This is a genomic window from Flavobacterium sp. (assembly GCF_046155325.1).
Classification (GTDB): domain Bacteria; phylum Bacteroidota; class Bacteroidia; order Flavobacteriales; family Flavobacteriaceae; genus Flavobacterium.
The window spans coordinates 13,026-31,161 of sequence record NZ_JBJXDQ010000062.1; the positions used below are offsets into that span (position 1 = coordinate 13,026).

An 18,136-nucleotide genomic window follows, 5' to 3' on the forward strand; every position below is an offset into this window, starting at 1 on the left:
TTATTTGGCCTCTATCGCAATAATGGTTTCATTTTTAATGAAAAATATCATCACATTACGAATCATAAATTCAATTGGAGCATTGCTATTCATAATTTATGGAATTCTTTTGTCAAATTCGTTACCAATAATCGTAACAAATACTTTTGTAATAGGAGTTAATTTTTATTATTTAATCAAACACTATCGAAGGGGTTGAATTATAATTAGTCTAAATATATTTTAATTTAAATTTTTTTATGACTTCGTTATTAATGATACAAAAAAAATCTAATAATAAGTTTTATTAAAAAATTGTTATTTTAATAAAACTGATTTTTTTTTTTTTAAATATTGATATATATTTGAAATAAAATCAATTAACACTTTACCTTGAATTAATTTTCACGTAATGAAAAAAAGTAACCGCAAAGAATTAACCTCGGAAGAAACTGAAAAACTTTTTACTTTTGCCCTAGAAGAGAGAAATCCTTTTGAAATTATAAAAAAGGAATTTGGCTTAGCTGAAAAAGAGGTTTTAGAAATCATGAAAAAGAAAATGCCTCTTGAGAAATTTGAAATGTGGAAAAAGAAGGCACTTGCTAATAAACCAAAACTAAAGCCAGCTAAAATTGATGATTTTGATGAAGATTTAAATGGAAAATATTATATAAAAAATAAATTAGACTGAAATATAAACTCCTGTAAATCAGGAGTTTTTTTTATTTTAAAGTAAATATTATAAACGATAATTTTTATAATGTAACAAATACTCAAATAAACTTACTCATATAAAAACACAAAATAATCAACATGAAAAAAATATTATTTGCTCTAACAATTACCTCACTTTTATTTAGTTGTAAAACCGCAAGTCTATCTAATAAAATTTCGCCACAAGAAATTCAAGTGACTATCAACCTCAATGAAATAAAGGATGATAAAGTAATGGTTAGTTTAGAAGTACCATCAATTTTAACCAATGAAATTAACTTTAATATACCGAAAATGGTTCCTGGAACCTATTCTAAAGACGATTATGGCAAGTTTATCGAGGATCTAAAGGCCTATGACCAAAAAGGAAATTTATTGATTGTAAAAAAAGCTGACATTAATACTTGGACAATCTCTAATGCTAAAAAATTAAAAAAAGTAACTTATTTAGTAAATGACAGTTTCGATACAGAAAATGGAAAAGGATTTGGCAAAGGAGATATTTTCTCGCCAGCAGGTTCAAATATAAATAGTGACAAAAACATAGTTCTAAATACGCATTGTTTTGTAGGTTATTTTGATAATTTCATGACAATACCTTATACGGTATACATTTCGCATCCTTCATCACTATGGGGCGCAACATCAATGATTGATTTAGACACCTCTCCAACAAATGATTTATATAAATTGCCTCGTTATGCGGTATTAGTAGAAAATCCTATCCTATATTCAAAACCAGATTATACCACATTTATGGTTGATGATATGGAAATATTAATTGCTGTTTATTCACCAAATGGAAAAGTAACTGCTCAAAGTCTTACTCCGGAGATGAAAACCATGATGACTGCTCAAAAAAAGTTCTTAGGGTCAATAAATGCAACGAAAAAATATAGTGTACTAATATATCTTACAGATGCTAAAATAAAAGATGCCACTGGATTTGGAGCACTGGAACACCCAACTGCTACAACCGTAGTTATGCCAGAAATGATGGGCACAGAACAACTAGCCAAAGAATTAAAAGACATTGTTTCACATGAGTTTTTCCATATTTTGACTCCATTAACTGTTCATTCTGAGGAAATTCAATATTTTGATTATAAAAACCCAAAAATGTCGAAACATTTGTGGATGTATGAAGGAGTAACAGAATATTTTGCCAATCTTTTCCAAATTAATCAAGGATTAATTAGCGAAGAAGAATTTTATACACGACTATCCGAAAAGATAGAACATGCAAAAGTATTAAATGAAACGATGCCGTTTACAACAATGAGCTCAAATGCATTAATAGAGCCATACAAAACACAATACTTGAATGTTTATGAAAAAGGAGCGCTTATTGGTATGTGTATTGATATCATAATTAGAGAAAAAAGTAATGGTGAAAGAGGGATACTTGATTTAATGCAAAAATTATCCAAAGAATTTGGAGTTGAAAAAGCATTTAATGACAATGAACTTTTTGACAAAATTACAAAGTTAACTTATCCTGAAGTTGGTGAATTTTTAAAAACATATGTTGATGGTCCAACGCCTATTCCATATGCAAATTATTTTGCTAAAATGGGAGTAGAAAAAATAACTTTAAAAAAACCTTCGGCTATATTTTTAAAAGGTCAAACTCCATACATTAATGTTGACCGAAAAACTAAAGAAATTATAATCTCTCCGTATAATGAATTACCTGAATTCTACACTAGCCTTAACCTAAAAGGTAATGATATATTACTGGCCGTAAATGACGTTCCATATTCATTTGAAAATATTTATGACATGATTAATGCCAGTACAAAATGGAAAGAATATGACCTTATCACAATCAAAATAAAACGTGATGGAATAGAACAAATTTTGAAAGGAAATGTAAAGATTCCATTAGAAGATGTTGAAGGACTAAAAGCTACTGATATCTCAAAAAACAAGATAAAAGAAGCTTGGTTAAAAGGCTAAGCTTGTCGTCTCTATTTTTTAAACAAAAAAAAACGTAAGTTTTTAACTTACGGTTTTCGTTTATGCCTGCGGAGGGAATTCCCGAATTTCTTCGCTCGGGATATCCCAAAAATTTAGGGACTCGTACTATTGTTTTTCAAAACAAAAAAACCGCAAGCGATACACTTACGGTTTTCGTTTGAGCCGGCGGAGGGACTCGAACCCACGACCTGCTGATTACAAATCAGCTGCTCTAGCCAACTGAGCTACGCTGGCGACTCATTTCGGATGCAAATATAAGATTGAATTTGATTTCTCAAAACAAATCTCTATTTTTTTGTTGATTTATTTTGTTGATTTATTTACTGTAAATCATTGATTTTAGCAATCAATTGATTTGCAGTTTGTTCCAATTCAATATTAATTTGCTTAAAATGTGATTTTTTATTCTCTACTTTCTTAGCATTTACTTTTGTAATCAAAGTATCAAAAGCTGCAATAGCTTCATCTATTAATGCATTTGTTTCAGTTGTTGGTTTTCCTGAAGTAGAAATTTCAAACAAATAAACCGCTTCAATAATATCTCCTAAAACATAATTTATGTCTTTCTTTAAATTCTTAACGTTTGCCATTTTTTTAAATTTTAATTTGCGATTGCAAAAGTACATATAATCTTTATATAAAGGACTAAGAAATATAGATTTCTAAAATAGAGGCTTTTCCAGTAATTATGAAAGATTAAAAAGCAGCGGGTATTAATAAGGTATCACCTTTAGAATACTGAAAGATTTCACCCTCGGACTCAATTCCAAAATTACCATCCACACACATATAAACAGTAAATGAATTTCCGTTTTTATGAATTGAAATTTCCCCATCTAATGGAATAAAATTCGTTGTGAAATAAGGACAATTAACAGCTTCGTTTGACTGGTTAATTTCTTTAGTATAAGATTAAAAGTATTCGTTTTCTCATAATTTATAGCACCTAAAGCTAAATCTACATTTAGATCCCTTTCGTTTCCTGGAGCATCTACTCTGTCAAAATCATACATACGATAAGTTATATGAGATGCTTGTTGAATTTCGACTACTGCTAATCCAGCACCAATAGCGTGTAAGGTTCCTGTTTCTAAAAAGAAAACATCACCCATTTTTACTTTTACATCATTGAGTACAGAATGCAATGTTTTTTTAGATTTTTTATATAGGCATTAGATTCTTCCTTGAAACCTAAAATGATTCTTGCATTTTCATCTGCCTGCATAATATACTACATTTCGGTTTTTACAAAAGAATTATGAAGTTTTTTAGCCAATTCATCATCTGGATGCACTTGAATTGATAAATCCTGACGAGCATCTAAATATTTAAAAAGCAAGGGGAATTGTTTGCCGAATTTTATAAAACTCAAATCCCAAAATTGATTCTGGAGAAGAATCAATTAAATCTAATAGTGTGATTTCCCTGCTAAAATTCCATTTGTTACGACACTTATATTATCATCAACTGTAGATATTTCCCAACTTTCGCCTACAGTTTCAGATAGAATAGGCTTATTTAACTAAGATTTTAACTTAGTTCCCCTAAAATTCTTTTTTTTAAAATTGGAGTAAACTGTAAATGATAGTATTCCATGCTCAAATATTTTTATGCTGCAAACTTGCAAAAAAGTAATCTCAACTTATAATCAATAAACGTTGTTATACCAATAAAAATAGGCATTTAACTATAAAATATAAATGAATTGAAATAAATGAATTTAAAATTTAAAAAATTATTTATTGCATTTTTTTAATTATTTCTAAAGCTTTTGGAATATGTTTTGTTGCTACTACACTATCAAACACTAATCTGATTATTCCATCTGAGTCTAAAACATACGTTACCCTACCGGGAATCAAACCAAATAAATTAGGTTTAACACCAAAAAATTTTCTTATTTTTTGATTGTCGTCTGAAAGTAAAATAAAAGGAAGTCGGTATTTTTTTGCGAATTTTACGTGAGAAATAGCACTATCACTACTAATCCCGATAACTTCGGCACCTAAATCTTTAAAATCTTCGTATTGATCCCGAAAGCTACAAGCCTGAGCGGTACAACCTGGTGTATTGTCTTTAGGATAAAAATAAATGACAACAGGCTTTACTCCTACTACTGAATTGCTTTCAAAAAGAGTCCCATCTTGATTTTTTGCAAAAAAATCGGGTACCTTATCACCAAGTTGCAATGCCATTATTCTCCTTTATAAGTTACAAAATTGCGCGGTGTTTCATAAAGAACTACCTCCAAATCAAATTTGGATGCAATTCGTTTTCTCAATTTATTCCAAATCACAACCACAATATTTTCGGCAGTTGGATTCAGATTTTCAAATTCAGGAACATCTAAATTTAAATTTTTATGATCAAAAGGTTTTTCAATTTCCTCCAAAATCAAATCACTTAACACTTTTACATCCATCACATAACCAGTTTCTTGATTAATCTCTCCAGTTACGCTCACTATTAATTCATAATTATGACCATGGAAATTGAGGTTGTTGCATTTGCCAAAAACAGCATCATTTTGTTCAAAAGTCCATTCCTTACGATACAATCTGTGAGCAGCATTAAAATGAGCCTTTCTAGATATTGTTACTTTCATTTGAGGTTAGAGGTTAGAGGTTAGAAATTTTATGATCTTCTAAATAGTGAAAAAATTCTTCGAAAATAATTTTAAACCATACGGTGTACAGCTCAGGGTGAAATTTTATATTTATACGAACAGCTTCAATAGACATCCATTTCCAATTTTCGACTTCTTCAATATTAATTTTGGGTTCTCCGTTGTAATAACCAATCATAACATGATCGAGTTCATGTTCTGTTAATCCATTATCAAAAGGGGCTTTATAAATAAAATGAAACAATTCTTTCAATTCAGTTTTAAAACCCATTTCTTCATACAATCTTCGGTTTCCAGCTTGAATATTAGTTTCTCCTTCTCGTTGATGACTACAACAAGTATTGGTCCATAATAAAGGAGAATGGTATTTTTGACGGGCTCTTTGTTGGAGCATTAATTCATTTTTACTATTCAAAATAAAAACTGAAAATGCTCTGTGTAAAACTGCTTTTTCGTGAGCTTCAAGTTTAGGCATCAAACCTATTTGTTTATCCTCTTCATTTACAAGTATAACATTTTCTTCTATCATAACTTTAGATTACTTTTCAAAAATACAAAAAAAGAAATGGAATAAGGGATTCCATAAAGTTTGTGAAAAGTTTAACGAGCGTTTAATAGTTGAATTTGTTACTTTTAATGCTGTAAATAATCTTGTGTTTTTTAGTTTTAAGATTCTTTTTGGTACTTTATTTTCAAATTAATATGTGTTAAAAATGTTCAAATTTAGCTAGCTAAACCAACAATTGTAAGCTATACTACAAATAGGATTCAGATATCATTATACATTTGTGGTATAAAAAATAAACAACTATGAAAACTGTATTACAATTTCGAATCCTGTCATTAATGATTTCTTTATTTATGCTACAGGCTTGTGGACAAACAACAACAAAACAAAACAATTCTCAAAAAACATCCCTTATGGAAAACTCAATTTCAAACCCCGAAAATCCGTATTATTCAAACACCGATACCACAAAACTACATGTTACGGATGCTGAGTGGAAAAAAGTACTTTCGCCAGATTTGTATGCTGTTTCTAGAAATGCCGACACAGAACGAGCTTTTACGGGAAAGCTTTGGGATTCAGAGACCAAAGGAACCTATTATTGTGCGGCTTGTGGCAATAAATTATTTAAATCCGACCAAAAATTTGCAAGCAGTTGCGGTTGGCCTAGTTTTTTTGAACAAGAGAACAAAAACAGCGTGGTTTACAAAGAAGACAATTCCTATGGAATGAAAAGGATCGAAGCGCTTTGCGGACGATGTGATGGTCACTTGGGACATCTTTTTGACGATGGTCCAAAGCCAACAGGCAAAAGATATTGCATGAATTCCATCGCTTTAGATTTTGTACCCGAAAAAACAATCACAGCAACAAAAACAAATGACATGCTTGAAACCATTACCCTTGGTGGGGGTTGTTATTGGTGTGTTGAAGCTATTTATGAAAAATTAGATGGAGTAAAATCGGTAGTTTCAGGATTTACAGGTGGCATTGGCGCAAATCCTAGTTACAAAGAAGTTTGTTCAGGTACAACCGGTCATGCTGAAGTAGTTCAAATTACTTTTGACAAAACTAAAACCACCCTTGACGAAATTTTTCAGGTGTTTTTTACAGTTCATGATCCAACTACTTTAAACCGACAAGGTGGCGATGTAGGAACTCAGTATCGTTCTGTTATTTTTTATACCAATAACGAACAATATCAAGCCGCAAAATCTATCATTAATCAATTGAATACCGAAAAAGTATTTTCTAATCCTATTGTAACGACTCTCGAAGAATACAAACCTTTTTACAAAGCCGAAGACTATCACCAAAATTATTATGAAAACAATAAAAGTCAGCCCTATTGTCAAATGGTTATTCAACCCAAAATAGAAAAGTTTGAAAAAATATTTAAAACCCGTTTGAAAAAATAAATATTAAAACCGAAAAGTAATTTTCGGTTTTTTTTTATAAATAAGTAGCAAGAAATATATCTTGTCGCATATTAAAAAGAGTTTTCGTCACAGATTAAAAGAATTAAAAAGATTTTTAAAGCTAGGTTACGAATTAATCTGTGCTAATCAGTAACCCGAGCGAAGTGAACAGACAAAGCAAATCTGTGGCAAAAAAATAAAGATTTTGAAAACGACATTAAAATTTAACCATTACTTAGTATTCTATTTGACCACTAAAATAATTTAAAGTGTTTTACTACTTAGCAGCTTATATTTATTATATTTGAAATAATATGCCAACTTTAAAACATTCAAATTAAACTTATGAAAATAGCTCTCTTTACCAATGAATTTCCACCTAACATCTATGGAGGTGCGGGTGTTCATGTCGATTTTTTAAGTCAAGAATTAACCAAACTAGCCCTGGTTGAAGTGCGTTGCTTTGGCGACCAACAAGAAGAAACCGAATCGATACATGTGCAGGGAATCACCTCATCATTGACCAAAATGGTCGATGAGGCCAACCCACATATTAAAATGTTTCATAACCTGAGTAAAAATGTCGAAATGTCTCAGGCAACTCCCGAAGCAGATATTATACATTGCCATACTTGGTACACTCATCTTGCAGGTATTTTCACGCGCGAATTACTACAAGTACCTTTAATATTAACGACACACAGTCTAGAAACACACCGCCCTTGGAAGGTAGAACAACTAGGCAACGGTTATTTTTTATCGCGATGGTTAGAAAACAAAGCATACAATACTGCCGACGGCATCATAGCGGTAAGTGAGCAAATGCGTGAAGATGTGATTGAAGCCTATGGTGTTGACCCTAAAAAAGTAACCGTAATTCATAACGGAATAGACCCCGAATTTTACCAACCCACATTTGATAACGAATTATTGGTATCGCTAGGTATAGATCCTAACATACCTTTTGTGCTTTTTGTAGGGCGCATAACCCGACAAAAAGGGATATCAGGCTTGATAGAAGCCGCAAAATATTTCAACAAAAACTGTCAAATTGTGCTATGTGCGGGTGCTCCCGACACTAAGGAAATTGCCGAAGAAACTGAAGCTTTAATCACCAAATTAAAACAAGAACGAGAAGGTGTTATCTTAATATCGGAAATGTTGCCTCGCGAAAAAATAAAAGTATTATACAGTCATGCTAGAGTTTTTACTTGTCCCTCGTTATACGAACCGTTTGGCATCATCAACCTCGAAGCCATGGCATGTGAAACGCCTGTTGTAGGAAGCCATGTAGGCGGAATTCCTGAGATTATTGTTGAGGGCAAAACAGGTTATTTAGTTCCGCTTGAAAGTGTTTCTAGAACGGACTTTAATCCTAAAAATCCCGAAGCGTTCCAGAAAGCATTAGCAGCCAAAATCAATATGCTTTTAGACGACGAAGCTTTAGCCAACCGAATGGGAAAATCAGGACGAGAGCGTGTATTAAGCATTTTTAGTTGGGAATCAATTGCCAAAACCACTTTTAATTATTACCAAAACGTGATTGATGGGTTTGTAAAAGAGAAGGCTTGATCAAACTATTATTCATCCTAATAATTTTAAAAAAAAAGTAGTAATAAATAGAGTTACAACGCTCCAATGAACGCATGGTGATAGACTCCCTAGGGATATTTCTTTACAAAGAGAACTACAGTTAGCGGTTATGACATTAATAAAATACTTCAAAAATTATCATAATAAAATTAAAAGAATCGCCTAAAATTATTAGACTGATTTTTCGAAGTATAAAGAATCAAAAAATTATCATAAAAAATAAATAAACTCAAAGGGGGTTTTGTTAATTATTATATATTTGGAGTTAAATTTATTCTAAGGCTTATTTCTTATACAAATAAAGTTGCATAGTATGCTAACACTTTATTAGGAATTGCATTAAGAAAAACTAAAACATGTAAAGTATACACTATATGAAAAAAATAAATTTGATTCTTGGTTTACTAACCATTTCTTTCCTAAGCTACGGACAAAGTGATTCCAAAAATCTTTCCTATGGCGAATATCAAGAAAATTGGGCATTAGTCGAGAAATCAGGACTTTTTGGCTTCATTAATAAAGACGGAATAGAAGTTGTAAAACCACAATACAAAAAAATTTCACTATTCGGAGACTTTCAAGAAAAATGGGCATTAGTTGAGAAATCAGGACTTTTTGGCTTTATTGATAAAGACGGAAAAGAAGTTGTAAAACCACAGTATGAAAAAATTTCAATATTCGGAGACTTTCAAGAAAATTGGGCAATGGTCGAGAAAGCTGGGCTTTTTGGATTTATAAATACTTCAGGAAACGAAATTGTAAAAACTACTTATGAAAAAATTGCACCATTCGGCGAATTTCAAGAAAATTGGGCATTGATTGAAAAAGGAGGTTGTTTTGGATTTATAAATAATGAAGGGATAGAAATTATCGCACCTCAGTATGAAAAAATAGCTCCTTTTGGAGACTTTCTTGAAAATTGGGCCTTAATCCATTCAGGAAGATTTTTGGGTTTTATTAATAACGAGGGAATAGAAATTGTAAAACCTCAATATGATAAAATCAAGGAATTTGGAGATTATCAAGACAAATGGGCTTTAGTTGAAACGAATAATTTACTGGGATTTATAGATGTAGAAGGTAAAGAAATTATAAAACCAATATACGACAAAATTCATCCATTTGGCGAGTACAAAGAAAACGTTGCTTTAGTTGAATTGGGTGGTCTTTTAGGGTTTATAGACCAAACAGCTACCGAAATAGTTAAACCGAAGTATAAAAGAATAGCACAATTTGGAGATTTTAAAGAAAATTGGGCTTTGGTTGAAGTGGGCGAATTACAAGGTTTCATAGACGAAAACGGAAAGGAAATTGTAATGCCAAAATATACTAAAATAGCACCTTTTGGCGATTTTAAAGAAAATTTGGCTTTGGTTGAAATAAAAGGACTTATAGGGATTATTGACCAAGACGGAAAAGAAATTGTGAAACCCAAGTACAAAAAAATTGATGTTTATGGAGAATATAAAGAAAATTGGGCTTTAGTTGAAGTAAATGGACTTTTAGGTTTCATAGACGAAAACGGAAAGGAAATTGTGAAACCTAAATATGAAAAAATAGTCAATAATGAAAATCTTGAAGGTATAATAAAAGGGAAAACTGAACTTATTATAGCAAAATAAATTAAATAGTTTGATTCCTATATATTTCACTTCATTCTCATTAGAAATGGTTTTTTTTTAAAATTAATTCTATAATTCTCTTTATATTGAATGGGTGAAAAACAGATCAAAAAAATTAAAATTGTTTTTTGTTTTTTTTACACGAATTACAACAATTTATACGAATTATAATCTATTTTAATTCAACAAACTTACCAAAAGAACCCGTAAAAAGTTTTTTAAAAGCCGCCTTGCAAACTCTTTATTTAGCGTGTTAAAGATAAGTTTGGTACTTGTCGCAGAAGAACAAGTTAGAACAACCTCGTAAGCTCCTGAAAATTCTGGATAAGCGAGGTTTATTTTTGGGATGAAGTTTAGTTTGTAAAAAAGAGATAATCAAAAAATGTGGTTTTCAAGTCATAGAAAGCTGTTTAAATACAAGGGGGAAGGACTTTAATATGAAAAACGTACCTTTGCAAAAAATATGCGTTTTATGACCACCTTTGAACAATTCAATCTTCCTAAATCTGTACAAAAAGCTATTGACGATTTAGGATTTGTTAACCCCACTCCTATTCAGGAAAAAACATTTTCTGTAATTATGTCTGGGCGTGATATGATGGGAATTGCACAAACAGGTACAGGTAAAACTTTTGCTTATTTATTACCTTTATTGAAATTATACAAATTCACCCCTGGCCATACTCCAAAAATAGTAATTCTTGTTCCAACCCGTGAACTAGTAGTTCAAGTCGCTGAGGAAGTCGAAAAACTAACCAAATATATGTCGGTTCGAACCGTTGCTATTTTTGGAGGTGTGAACATTAATACTCAAAAAACAACGGTTTATCAAGGTTGTGATATCTTAGTTGGTACTCCCGGTAGAATCATGGATTTAACCTTGGACAATGTGATTCGGTTTGAAGAAATGCAAAAACTAGTTATTGATGAATTTGACGAAATGCTCAATTTAGGTTTCCGAACGCAGTTGACAGCCATTTTAGCAATGATGCCTAAAAAACGTCAAAACATATTATTTTCGGCTACAATGACCGACGAAGTGGATGCCATTTTGAATGATTATTTTGATTATCCTGAAGAGGTAACCCTTTCGGCATCAGGAACACCATTAGAAAAAATCAAACAATTGGGTTATCAGACACCTAATTTCAACACCAAAATTAATCTCCTAAAACATTTATTACTAACGAATTACGACATGAGTCGTGTTTTGGTTTTCGTCAATAATAAGAAAATTGCTGATTTGGTTCATGAAAGAATCGAGGAAGATTTTGAAGGTCAATTTGGAGTCATTCACTCGAACAAATCTCAGAATTATCGTTTGAGTACCATGGCGGAGTTTCAAGAAGGTAATCTTCGTGGGTTAATCACTACTGATATTATGGCTAGAGGTTTGGATATTTCGAATATCACTCATGTTATCAATTTTGAAATGCCTGAACTTCCAGAATTATATATGCACCGTATCGGTAGAACGGGTCGTGCCGATACCTCAGGTACTGCCATCAGTTTAATTTCCCCTCGTGAAGAAGAATCAAGAATTGCTATTGAAATATTAATGAATATGGAACTTCCTATAGAACCTTTTCCAGAAAATGTAGAAATATCAGCAAAGCTAATTGAACCTGAAAAAGAACGTCAAGTCTTGAAATTCTTAATGAAAAAAGTGAAATTAGAAGGTGATGGAGCCTTTCACGAAAAAAGCAAAAAGAATAAAAAAGTCAATTTAGGCGGTCCGGGTGTTACTAAGAAAAAAACGCATGGTTCGGTAAATAGAAATATGCTTAAAAATCAAGCCAAGAAACGTAAGGATAAGAAGTAAGTTGGCAAGATGTAGATTTGCTTCGCCTGTTCGCCCGCCGTTGCGGGCTCGAGTCAGATTTGTAAATTAAGTTAGATTTTAGTAAAAACCAAGCAAACTGGAGCGCACAATTCTACCTTTTTTCCAGTATCTGTTAAGGTTCCAGTAGTTTTATCTCTTTTGAAAATCACGATGTTATTTGAATAATGGTGCCCTACTAACAAAAAGTTTCCGGTAGGATCAATCGCAAAATTTCGAGGTCCTTTTCCTAAAGTACTGGTTCTTTGAACAAAATCTAATTTTCCGCTTTTTTCTATTTTGAATACCGAAATATCATTGGCTGTTCCTCTATTTGTAGCATACAAAAATTGTCCATCAGGAGAAATGTGTATGTCAGCAGCTCCAATATCACCTTTAAAATCAGATGCAATTACTGTTACTTCGCTTACTTTTTTTAATACTCCTTTGGCATAACTAAAAGACGTTATAGTTCCATCCAACTCTTGCAAAACGTACACAAACTTTCCATTATTACTAAAAATTAAATGTCTTGGTCCACTACCAGGCTTAAGATCAATGGTAGATTTGAGCACTAAATTAGTAGCTTCAGAATTCTTATCATATTGATATACATAAACCTTATCTGTTCCTAAATCATTTGCCAAAACATATTTCATATCTGGCGAAAAATACACCATGTGAGCATGAGGTGCATCCTGTCTTTTTTCATTTATACTTTTGCCCGTATGTTGCACTAATTGTTTGGATTGGGCGATACTACCATCACTATTTTTGTCAAAAACTGAAATGTTTCCACTCGAATAATTGGCTGTAATTATATTTTTATCATCATTAATTATATAACATCCGTTTTGCCCATTTGAAAATTCTGAATTAATAAAGCTTAATATACCACTTTTAGATTCAAAATTAAAAGCATTTACAGTACTTTTTTTATCGTTTTCACCCACAGAATAAACAAATTTATTGTCTTTTGAAATGGTTAAATAACCGGGGTTTAAGATACCCTCAGTACTATTCTTGAAACTCAAATCCCCTGTATTAGAATCGAATTCATATACATAAATCCCCTTACTTTCACAGTTTTTTGTAAAGGTTCCAATAAGTAAGTTACTTTTAGATTCTTGGGCTTGAGAAATAGTAATTGCAAAAATGCAGATGAATTGAAGTAAATAAGTATTTTTCATATTGATTGAAGTAAACAAATGTCTATATTAAAAAGGGAATTAAACAAAAATACAAGAATATAAACTTGCCATTATCTACAAATTTGTACTTTTGACAAACTTAAGTAAAAAATGCAATTCAAAAACCCCGAAATTTTCTTTTTTCTTTTTTTGTTGGTCATTCCAATAGTAGTTCATTTATTTCAATTACGCCGTTTTAAAAAAGAATATTTCACAAATGTTAAGTTACTCAAACAACTTTCTATACAAACTCGGAAAAGTTCAAAAATCAAAAAGTGGCTTCTTTTAGCTACGCGATTATTGCTGTTAACCACAATTATTATTGCATTTGCACAACCTTTTTTTAAGGCTAAAGACACAAAAAACAATGCTAACGAAATGTATATTGTTTTAGATAATTCTTTTTCGATGCAGGCTAAAGGTCAAAAGGGAGAACTTCTAAAAAGAGCCATGCAGGAATTACTCGAAAACACTCCCGAAAACCAAACATTTTCGCTGATTACCAATTCCGAAACGTATTGGAATACCGATATAAAATCCATTCAAAAAGAATTACAAAACCTAAAATATTCAGCACTACCTTTTCAATTAGAAAGTGCAATGATTAAAATAAAATCTCGTAAGTCGATATACAATAAAGATGTCATTATTATTACCGATGCTGCAGGAATGTTACCTAATCAACTAAAGAGTATTGATGAAAATAGCAATACCTATTTCGTTATTCCAAAAGCCGAAAACCAAAATAATGTTTCTATAGACAGTGTTTTCATTCATCAAACCATAGATGAATTCTATGAAATAGGATTGAAGTTGACTGTTTTTGGAGAAAAAAATAATAATATTCCGTTGGCTTTATACAATCAAAACAAACTTATTGCCAAGACACAAGCTAAACTGGACACCAAAGAAAAAATCATCTATTTCACCATTCCTAAAAATGAATTTAATGGCTATGCATCGATCACCGATAGCGGATTAGCCTATGACAATATCTTGTATTTCAGTATCTCAAAACCCGATAAAATTAATGTTACCAGTATTGGAGTACCTAAAAAAAGTGATTTTTTGTCTAGAATTTACACCAACGATGAATTCAATTATATCAATTTTGATATTCTTACTTTAGATTATAACGCCATCGAAAAACAAGATGCTATCATCTTAAATGAACTTGACGAAATTCCACAAGCATTGCAAACTACATTAAAATCATTTGTTGAAAAAGGGGGGAACTTAATTCAAATTCCATCGTCCAAATCATCTATCGGAAATATGAATACGTTCTTGCAAAATTTTGGATCAATCCAATACAAATTGTTAGAGGATAAAGAAAAAAAAATTACTAAAATTAACTTTGACAACCCTTTATTTAATGGAGTTTTTGAAAGTAAAATTACTAATTTTCAATATCCAAAAACAAAAGTTTCCTACGGTATTTCAACATCTAATCCAGCTATTTTAAATTATGAAGACCAAAGCTATTTTTTGACATCCATCAATAATACTCGCAACGGTTCGGGAGGTTCAATTTATATTTTTGCTGCGCCTATAAACCTCGAAAATTCAAATTTTCAACAATCTCCTTTGATTGTTCCAGTTTTTTATAAAATGGCTTTAAACAATCAAAATACAGGTGTAAAATCCTTCAGCATTGGCAACAACAGCTCTTTTTTTGTTGATACTACCTTACCTAAAGATGCAATTTTAGAAGTTAGTAATAACGATGAAGCCTTTATCCCTATTCAACAAATCATGAATAATAAAGTGAAATTAACTTTTAGTGATTTGCCAGAACAAGCCGGCAACTTTAAAATCATTAATAAAAAAGAAATACTGCAAAATATTAGTTTTAATTATAATAGAACCGAAAGTAACTTAGAGAAAACCGATGAGAATATCATCTCAGACTATAAAACAATTGATTCTATTGCAACGGTATTCGATACGCTACATACTGATAGAACTGATACTCAAATATGGAAATGGTTTGTTATATTTGCATTGCTATTTGTACTCTGTGAAATGGCAATTATACGATTCGTAAAGTAAAAAAAAATGAAATTCAAGTAATTTATAATTATTATGAACATAATCATCCGAGAAGCAAAAGTTATTGATTCTAAAAGTCCTTTTCACAACAAAATAGTAGATATTTTAATTGTTGATGGTCGTATTCAAAAAATAGAAAATTCAATTTCTAATCCCAAAAATGTTCAGGAAGTAAGTCTTGACAATTTACATATTTCTCAAGGTTGGTTTGACAGCAGCGTTTCCCTTGGCGAACCAGGATTTGAAGATCGTGAAACCATTGCAAACGGACTGAATGTTGCGGCTCGAAGTGGTTTCACAGCCATTGCATTGCAACCCAACTCCTACCCGATTATTGATAATCAATCTCAAATAAATTTTGTCAAAAATAAAGCCAATGGTTTTACCACCCAACTATATCCTATTGGAGCGTTGACAAAAAATAGTGAAGGCAAGGATATGAGTGAATTGTTTGATATGAAAAATGCAGGTGCAGTAGCTTTTGGAGATTATAACAAAAGTACAGACAGTGCCAATATATTAAAAATAGCCTTGCAATATGTGCAAGATTTTGACGGATTAGTAATTGCTTTTGCACAAGATGCAACAATAAAAGGAAACGGTGTGGCTAACGAAGGTGTGGCTTCTACTCGACTGGGTTTAAAAGGAATCCCTAATCTAGCCGAAGAATTACAAATCTCTAGAAATTTATTTTTACTAGAATACACTGGCGGAAAACTACATATTCCAACTATTTCAACTGCAAAATCAGTGCAATTAATAAAAGATGCCAAAGCCAAAGGGTTGAACGTTACGTGTAGCGTTGCTGTACACCATTTGGTTTTAACCGATTCGACACTAGAAGGTTTTGATACCCGATTCAAAGTTACACCCCCATTAAGAACCGAAATTGATAGGCAAGCACTAATCGCTGGGATTCTTGATAATACCATCGATATGATTACATCGGACCATAATCCGATTGATATTGAAAATAAAAAAATGGAATTTGACTATGCCAAAAATGGAACTATAGGTCTAGAAAGTACTTTTGGCTCGTTGTCAACAGTATTATCTATTGAAAAAATAATTGAAAAATTAACTGTAGGAAAAGCCACTTTTGGAATTGATATACAAACTATTACCGAAGGAAATAAAGCAAATATCACTTTATTCAATCCCGATGGAAAAAGCATTTTTACCAAAGAAAACATCCTGTCTAAATCGAAGAATTCTGCATTTCTTGGAGTTGAAATGAAAGGGAAAGTATATGGAATTTATAATCAGGGAGAGTTGGTTTTAAGTTAAAAAATTAGCCACAGATTTGCTTTGCCAGTTCGCTGTCGCTCGGGTCACAGATTAAACAGATTTACTCAGATTTTATTTGTGACCTTTATTTGAAAACCTATAAATATCTGCGAATTAGCGTCTTTGCGGTAAAACAGTAATAAAATGGAAAACAACAACATCGAAAAAGGAAAAACTGCCGCTATAACCAGTTATATTTTAATCATTGGTGTTTTTATTGCTATGTCGATGAATAGTGAAGAAAAAAATTCCTTTGCCTCTTTTCACATTCGTCAAGCACTGGGTTTATCAATCACTTTTATTTCGTTGGGACTTATCATTAGTAATTTTGACAGCCCAATGATTTCCATCTCTATGTGGATTTTCCTTTCTGTTTTATGGACTTATGGCATTTTTAGTGCCATCAATGGCGAAACAAAACCAATTCCTTTGTTGGGAAAATATTTCCAAAAATGGCTTGAAAATATATCTTAGTTAAATAAAACAAGGATTTTGTCAATTCGAGCGCAGTCGAGACCTAACTTATAGTCTCGACTGCGCTCGACTTGACAACAATTAGATTAGATTTTTATTATGAAATTATCACTCGAATACCGCATCAAAATACCCAAAATAAAATTAGAAAAAAATCCTGTTTTGCTCCTATTACATGGTTATGGTAGTAACGAAGATGATTTGTTTTCATTTTCGACAGAACTACCCGAAGATTATTATATCATATCCGCCCGAGCTCCATTTGACATGCAATACAAAAGTTATGCGTGGTATGCTATCAACTTTGATGCCGATGAAAATAAGTTTTCAGATCACAATCAAGCTGTTGAATCCAGAGATTTAATTGCTGTATTTATCGATGAATTAATCGCAAATTACCCTATAGATGCAACAAGAGTAACCCTCATAGGTTTTAGCCAAGGCGCGATTTTGAGTTATGCTATAGCACTTTCCTATCCTGAAAAAGTACAACGAGTTGTTGCCATGAGTGGGTACTTGAACCCAGAAATTATTAAAGACGATTATTTGAAAAATACATTTTCAAATCTTAAAATATTCGCTTCACACGGCACTGTTGACCAAGTAATTCCTGTTGAATGGGGACGAAAAGCAAAACCTTTTTTAGAAAATTTAGGAATCGCAACTACTTACAAAGAATACCCAATTGGGCACGGTGTTTCTCCACAAAATTTCTATGATTTTAAGAATTGGCTACTTTTAGGATGAGTGTAGCAGTTAGCAGTTAGCAGTTAGCAGTTAGCAGTTAGCAGTTAGCAGTTAGCAGTTAGCAGTTAGCAGTTAGCAGTTAGCAGTTAGCAGTTAGCAGTTAGCAGTTAGCAGTTAGCAGTTAGCA

General features: G+C 31.8%; 15 protein-coding genes, 1 tRNA gene and 1 pseudogene. 10 read left to right on the top strand and 7 right to left on the bottom strand.

Translation table 11 applies throughout. The features are described 5' to 3' along the window. Positions 1–391: 391 nt before the first annotated feature. Both ACKVOD_RS04125 and ACKVOD_RS04130 read left to right on the top strand, forming a co-directional pair. A complete protein-coding gene (locus tag ACKVOD_RS04125) occupies positions 392–670 on the top strand; it encodes a DUF2805 domain-containing protein (protein WP_409208210.1) in 279 nt (92 codons plus the stop codon). A 122-nt stretch (positions 671–792) separates the two neighbouring features. Then, positions 793–2,652, top strand: coding sequence for a peptidase M61 (locus tag ACKVOD_RS04130; RefSeq protein WP_409208211.1), 1,860 nt, complete (start codon positions 793–795; stop codon positions 2,650–2,652). A 181-nt stretch (positions 2,653–2,833) separates the two neighbouring features. Here the strand turns inward: ACKVOD_RS04130 and ACKVOD_RS04135 are convergent. The 6 genes and pseudogenes from ACKVOD_RS04135 to idi form a co-directional block, all read right to left on the bottom strand. Further along, positions 2,834–2,907: transfer RNA gene (locus tag ACKVOD_RS04135), tRNA-Thr, on the bottom strand. Between the two features lie 86 nt (positions 2,908–2,993). Next, positions 2,994–3,263 (bottom strand): hypothetical protein, encoded by a 270-nt coding sequence (locus ACKVOD_RS04140; protein WP_409208212.1) that lies wholly within the window; start codon positions 3,261–3,263, stop codon positions 2,994–2,996. 106 nt (positions 3,264–3,369) lie between these two features. Beyond that, positions 3,370–4,275 (bottom strand): annotated as a pseudogene (locus ACKVOD_RS04145) (type I phosphomannose isomerase catalytic subunit). A gap of 137 nt (positions 4,276–4,412) precedes the next feature. Beyond that, entirely contained in the window at positions 4,413–4,868 is a 456-nt protein-coding gene (locus tag ACKVOD_RS04150; protein WP_409208213.1) for a peroxiredoxin, read from the bottom strand. Continuing rightward, on the bottom strand, positions 4,868–5,278 hold the full coding sequence (locus tag ACKVOD_RS04155) for a 6-pyruvoyl trahydropterin synthase family protein (RefSeq protein WP_409208214.1): 411 nt from the start codon (positions 5,276–5,278) through the stop codon (positions 4,868–4,870). The genes ACKVOD_RS04150 and ACKVOD_RS04155 overlap by 1 nt, the downstream gene beginning before the upstream one ends. 13 nt (positions 5,279–5,291) lie before the next feature. Continuing rightward, positions 5,292–5,828 carry an isopentenyl-diphosphate Delta-isomerase gene (gene idi / locus ACKVOD_RS04160; RefSeq protein WP_409208215.1) on the bottom strand — a complete coding sequence of 179 codons (537 nt, stop codon included), beginning with the start codon at positions 5,826–5,828 and terminating at the stop codon, positions 5,292–5,294. A gap of 281 nt (positions 5,829–6,109) precedes the next feature. Here idi and ACKVOD_RS04165 point away from each other — a divergent pair, with 281 nt between their 5' ends. From ACKVOD_RS04165 to ACKVOD_RS04180, 4 genes are all read left to right on the top strand, one after another. Next, entirely contained in the window at positions 6,110–7,225 is a 1,116-nt protein-coding gene (locus tag ACKVOD_RS04165) for a bifunctional methionine sulfoxide reductase B/A protein (protein ID WP_409208216.1), read from the top strand. Between the two features lie 345 nt (positions 7,226–7,570). Beyond that, positions 7,571–8,797, top strand: a complete 1,227-nt coding sequence (gene glgA, locus ACKVOD_RS04170) for a glycogen synthase (RefSeq protein ID WP_409208217.1) — start codon at positions 7,571–7,573, stop codon at positions 8,795–8,797. Between the two features lie 395 nt (positions 8,798–9,192). Next, positions 9,193–10,440, top strand: a complete 1,248-nt coding sequence (locus ACKVOD_RS04175; RefSeq protein ID WP_409208218.1) for a WG repeat-containing protein — start codon at positions 9,193–9,195, stop codon at positions 10,438–10,440. Between the two features lie 472 nt (positions 10,441–10,912). Beyond that, on the top strand, positions 10,913–12,262 hold the full coding sequence (locus ACKVOD_RS04180; protein WP_409208219.1) for a DEAD/DEAH box helicase: 1,350 nt from the start codon (positions 10,913–10,915) through the stop codon (positions 12,260–12,262). Positions 12,263–12,333: 71 nt separating this feature from the next. On the opposite strand, the gene ACKVOD_RS04185 is transcribed toward ACKVOD_RS04180, so the two are convergent. Further along, positions 12,334–13,449 carry a lactonase family protein gene (locus ACKVOD_RS04185; RefSeq protein WP_409208220.1) on the bottom strand — a complete coding sequence of 372 codons (1,116 nt, stop codon included), beginning with the start codon at positions 13,447–13,449 and terminating at the stop codon, positions 12,334–12,336. 111 nt (positions 13,450–13,560) lie between these two features. On the opposite strand from ACKVOD_RS04185, the gene ACKVOD_RS04190 reads away from it, so the two are divergent. The 4 genes from ACKVOD_RS04190 (at position 13,561) to ACKVOD_RS04205 (ending at position 18,009) form a co-directional block, all read left to right on the top strand. After that, positions 13,561–15,501, top strand: coding sequence for a vWA domain-containing protein (locus ACKVOD_RS04190; protein WP_409208221.1), 1,941 nt, complete (start codon positions 13,561–13,563; stop codon positions 15,499–15,501). A 33-nt stretch (positions 15,502–15,534) separates the two neighbouring features. Beyond that, on the top strand, positions 15,535–16,788 hold the full coding sequence (locus tag ACKVOD_RS04195) for a dihydroorotase (RefSeq protein ID WP_409208222.1): 1,254 nt from the start codon (positions 15,535–15,537) through the stop codon (positions 16,786–16,788). Positions 16,789–16,932: 144 nt separating this feature from the next. After that, entirely contained in the window at positions 16,933–17,262 is a 330-nt protein-coding gene (locus ACKVOD_RS04200; protein ID WP_409208223.1) for a hypothetical protein, read from the top strand. A gap of 99 nt (positions 17,263–17,361) precedes the next feature. Next, complete coding sequence (locus ACKVOD_RS04205) at positions 17,362–18,009, top strand: alpha/beta hydrolase (RefSeq protein WP_409208224.1); 648 nt, start codon at positions 17,362–17,364, stop codon at positions 18,007–18,009. Positions 18,010–18,136: the final 127 nt, after the last annotated feature.